At 51.1% G+C, this 4837-nt stretch carries 4 protein-coding genes; all 4 read right to left on the bottom strand.

Features of this window, described 5'->3' with window-relative positions:
* Positions 1-40: 40 nt before the first annotated feature.
* A complete protein-coding gene (locus AAF564_26020; GenBank protein MEM8489030.1) occupies positions 41-928 on the bottom strand; it encodes an endonuclease/exonuclease/phosphatase family protein in 888 nt (295 codons plus the stop codon).
* A gap of 117 nt (positions 929-1045) precedes the next feature.
* The gene (locus AAF564_26015; GenBank protein MEM8489029.1) at positions 1046-2929 is read right to left on the bottom strand and encodes a hypothetical protein; all 1884 of its coding nucleotides are present in this window, start codon (positions 2927-2929) and stop codon (positions 1046-1048) included.
* A 69-nt stretch (positions 2930-2998) separates the two neighbouring features.
* Positions 2999-3694: a hypothetical protein gene (locus tag AAF564_26010; protein ID MEM8489028.1), complete on the bottom strand. Its 696-nt coding sequence runs from the start codon at positions 3692-3694 to the stop codon at positions 2999-3001.
* 15 nt (positions 3695-3709) lie between these two features.
* Positions 3710-4246: a hypothetical protein gene (locus tag AAF564_26005; GenBank protein MEM8489027.1), complete on the bottom strand. Its 537-nt coding sequence runs from the start codon at positions 4244-4246 to the stop codon at positions 3710-3712.
* Positions 4247-4837: the final 591 nt, after the last annotated feature.

Raw genomic sequence — 4837 nt, 5'->3', positions numbered from 1 at the left:
TTTTTTGCGCCATCAGTTTTTTTGCGCCATTGCGGGCGGGTCAGTTGTTGAGCGCCAGTGTGGCCAGCACAGCCAGATGGTCCGACGCAAAAGCGCCATCCCAGTTGTCGGAGAGGATTGCGTGCTGTCGAACGGTGAGCACATCATTGGTAAAGATGTAGTCAATACGCCGGCCTGGTTCGTGTGTCACTTCAAACCCGCGATATATGGTTGAAGCTGGTCCATGGTGGGGTTCTTTAGTTGTGTGGAATGCATCAGATAGTTTTTCGGTGAGGGCTGCATAGCCGTCAGCCGCCGGTGTGAAGTTGAAGTCTCCGGTCACAACGAGTGGCGCATCGCCGGCAATCTCGGTGGCCCGAGAGGCAATAAGGCCGGCGCTTTGGGTGCGTGCCTCTGCTCCCCGGTGATCGAAGTGTGTATTGAATACGTAAAGTGAGGACCCGGTCATGGTGTCTTCAAAGTGCCCCCAGGTTGCAATACGGGTAAGCGCTGCATCCCAGTCTTTGCTGCCCGGTACTTCGGGGGTTTTAGACAGCCAGAAAGTATCATTGGCTAGCAAGGAAAAGCGATCTTCTTTGTAGAAAATGGCTGTATACTCACCCGCTTCAGCGCCATCATCTCGCCCAACACCAACCCATGTGTAGCCCGGTAGTTTGGCAGAAAGGTCATCCAACTGCTCTTTGAGCGCCTCCTGTACACCAACGATATCGGTATTGTTGAACAGGATGGTACTGGCCACGCGGTCGACGCGGTGTGGCCAGGCATGTTCTTCGTCGCCGGGATTGTTATACCGGATATTGAAAGACATCACCCTGAAAGGTATAGTGTTTTGCGCACGCGGTGTTGCCTGGCGTGTTTCGGGTTGCCGGGTACAGCTCGACAGGAGGAGACCAAGCAGCAAGCTTGCAAAGACAGTTTTGACGTACATGAATGCGGTGGGGGATAGGTGAACATCAATGCTGTAGTATAACAAAGCAGTATAACAAAAAAGACCTTTGGGTGAGCGCCCAAAGGTCTTTTGTTGTATTAAATAATGTTGCACTGCTTAATTGGGGTTAAGCGTCAGATCGCAGTTGATATCAGTGGCGTTGCAACGTTGGCTCCAGGTACCGAGGAGTGCAAACGCTGAGAAGTTGGTGCGTCCAAGTGCATTAGATGCGGCTACGTTGTCGTAGCGAATGGAAGCGCCCGGGCCCATGTCGATGGTTAGCCCGAAGTTGCCGGCTTGAATGTCTTCTTTGAGTTCGTTGAGTTCTGCTTCAAACTCATCATTCTCAATTTCGCGAATGTGCTGGTAAATGGCTGTTGTATAGAGCAACTCATCCGTATCAGCATTTACGATGCGAATGTGGAAAGCGCCTTCCCGGTCGTGGTTGTCGGTCACCCGGTGAGGACCGTCAAATGCAAAGGGTGTCCCTTTCGGGTCGCGCATAAGGCGCAGCATGCGGAGGCTTCGGAAGAAGACACTGAAATGTACCAGTTCATCTGGCGAAAAGGCATTACTCTTTGTGCTACCGTTAAAGCCGCTGGCTACAGATCTTGTTGTTGGCAGATCGCCAGCCGGGCTGTCTGCGAACTTGATGGAATAAATGCCCATGCCGCTCTGGCCGGGATTAACAAATTCTAGTTGTACTCTGTTGATGCCTGCTGCCTTGATGGCATTCAGTGTTTCATTAAACCGGTGATTGGGCTCGTGGGTAGGGGTGCCGTCAAACGTGCGGAAGATTACTTCACGGTCATGCGATACGGGTGGCCGGCCGTCCCATTCAACATCCCATTTGTGCCGGTGTACAAACCAAGGGCCGGGTATGGGTTTGGGGCCCGAATCAAAAATACCACGTGCGCTTTGCCAGCGGGCGGTGAGGTCGCGGTTGGTTGTTACGTCCATGTGGCTACCTTCAGGCAGTGCTTCCTGGTACGCAACGAGCGCGCCATTGATATTTACAGCACCGTCCAGTTTGGCTGTTGCGCTTGTTGTTTCGGGGCGGAGGTAAACGATACCATTCCACTCCAGGGCAGCCCCTTGTTCAACGGTCAGGTTGCCCTCTACGATGAGGATGCCGTGTCCGGTAACCGTGCTGCCATCTTTGACGGTCATGTCACCATCAACGCGAACAATGGCGGTGGCAGCCGGCACGCCAAAGGCAAAATTCTGCTGTTCGCCGGGTACTTCTGAGCCGAACAGGTGGTCACCCTCGTAAAGGGCATCCTGGCTGTCGGGGGTGCCGACGCTCATGTTGTCCAGTGTCTGAAAGTAAAATTCCTGCAGCCACGGATTATTCTGGTCTGGATCAATGTCTGGCAACTGGTCACTGAACGTTTCTTCAGTATCCAGCACGCTTACTTCAGTGATTTCACCTGGCAGGCCATCCCATGCATCATCGAGCGCGCTGTTGATATTGTTTTCAACATCGCGGAGATCAATCAGGCCGCTGAGGCCTTCCTGTTCTTCGAGGCGTTGCCACTCGCTGGTGCCGAGGTAAAACTTGTCATCAGCCGCGTCAGCTCCACCATAAATGGTAGATTCTTCCTCAGTAATGAGGTTCAGGTTGGGCACATCCAGGTACATGGCAAACGGGAAGTTTACCTCATACTGGTAGCGGGTATGGATGAGATACTGGGCATCGCCAAACTCGCTAAATACATCAAACTGAAGTTCTTGTGTTTCAGGACTGTTAACGAAGTTGTCAACATCAATGAAGCCACCTTGGTAGTCCAATTCGAAGTTAGCGCTGCTCAGGCCATCATTTGTGTAGATGTTAGCCAGTGCAAGGCTTAGCCCGGTATGGGCAAGCTCACGCGCTAGCACATCTTCCTCCATCTGCGTCTGCACGATGTTGGATTCAGTATTGATCCGTTGAATATTCAGCAGGATCATGATGCCACTGAGAACAGAGGCGATAACAACAATAAGGGCTGAATTACCCATAACGTTATTAAGCTTATTGGGGCGTCAAGCTTATCATGCCGGCGAGCTGCCGACAAAACAACATAAGCCTTATCTATTCGGGGAATAGACAACGGCGCCGTATCGTGTCACGTTTAGATTACTGGTAGAGCGCTGGTCTCCTGTTGTGTATTCAGCAGAAGGCAACGCTGCCTGGATTTCAATGTGGGTTTTGGAAAGCGTACCATCCGGAGGACATTCCCCGGTTGATGCTGTGCCTGAAAGCTCAGTGCCTCCAACCCCCTCAGTGTGCATTGTTACTGCAAAATGGGTGATAAACGCGCCACTGCTGCCATCCGGAATTTCAATGGTTGAGTCTCCGGGGCGGAGGTAGCGGTTTAACGTAAAGAGCTGCAGTTCCTGGCCGGCATACGTGAGTGAGGTATCAGCTGGGACCAGCTCATAACGCACATTGACGATGTCGGAATTAGCCCCCAACCGCGCATCAGCGAGGGTAGGGAAGATAAGGCTGGTTGTACGGCCAAACTCATCGCTGGCGAAACCGCAAATTGATTCCTCGATATCTGGTTCAATAAACTGGTTGCGTTTGATGACCTGCGCTTCAGAACGGATATTTTCAAGGTCTCGTTCTAGGACGCGGGCAAAGTCATACGCCTGTTCTTGAACAATCTGCCCAATCTGCATATCAACCGCATTTTGCCTGCTGCGGTTGATCATGGTGAACATCGACACAAATAGCACTGTGGCGACGATAAATGCTCCGATATGGTCCAGTAGAATGTGCATCGGGGGGCAGTAAAATTAATGATATTCGAGTAAAGCCGGCGAAAATACTCTTTTGATTTCAACTTTCACACGCGGGCGATCAACCAGGGCTGAGTCCCGCTCAACAACTGAAACCGTCACTTCTTTTGTGAGGGTTGGTGTTGCAGAAGCAAAGTTGGGGTTATCTGGACGAACATACTGGACATTAACAGCAAGGTCGAACGGGTAGGGCCGGCCTTGAAAAATGTGAACCAGTGAGGTATCGATACCATTGAAATCGTCAAGGTCATCGAGGTCTGTATTGTCCAGAAAGTCTTGCGTTTCCGGGCCGAGGGCATCGCTGGGGGTTAGGCCAGTAACATTGGTTCTCGGATTTCCCGTGGCACCGGTATCAACTTCATCAAAGGATGCACCTTCAATGTTGGTCATCCAGGTGAGCGCCATGTCAACGCCGGCCATCTCAATATCACGGCCATATACCATGCCATGATATTTAAGGGCAACGCGTTGTTGACTTAGCGCCAATAACGAAAACAATGACATTGCAAGGAATGCAAGCAGTGTCTGTTTCATTGTCTTACCGGGGAATGGGAAGCAAGCATAAATAGACGGTGGCAATCACACCCAGCAAGCTGGAAGTCGTATGATCCACTTGTGTAAAAAGAGCAATAGTACCTGACTAGCAAATAACCTGCACGAAGTAGCCTGATGAAAAGTCATGACAGGCCGGTCGGGGAGCTGGCGCAGACATTCGGCGCATACACCTATGCGCTTTCAGGATGCATTGCCTAAGGTACGGTAAGCCAATGGTATAATCCAAACGGAAAAATACACTTCGGCCTTGTTTAATTTCTTTTTCTTGGGATATCATACTGCCACTACCGATTAATGTGCGGGTCGAAGACCTGAATCTTCAAAATTCGGATAGCTATTGGCGGTCCACTACGCCCCGGGCATCAACTGCTTCGGGGCAGAATACCAGGCAACCGATTACACTACTCAGCCCGCATCACGAGCCTGTCCCAGGCTCGCAAAAGAAAGCTCGTCATTGCGTGTAATGATTGTGCTATATCTGGAAACGGTGACATACGTTGGGATTTCGTTGATGGCGAGGTGAAATTCCACGTATACTTTATCGAGTGATGTTGGGCATCCACCCGATAC

The sequence above is a fragment of the Bacteroidota bacterium genome (genome assembly GCA_039111535.1).
Classification (GTDB): domain Bacteria; phylum Bacteroidota; class Rhodothermia; order Rhodothermales; family JAHQVL01; genus JBCCIM01.
Note: the sequence above shows the minus strand (reverse complement) of the source record. Positions and strands in the feature narration are given on the sequence as shown.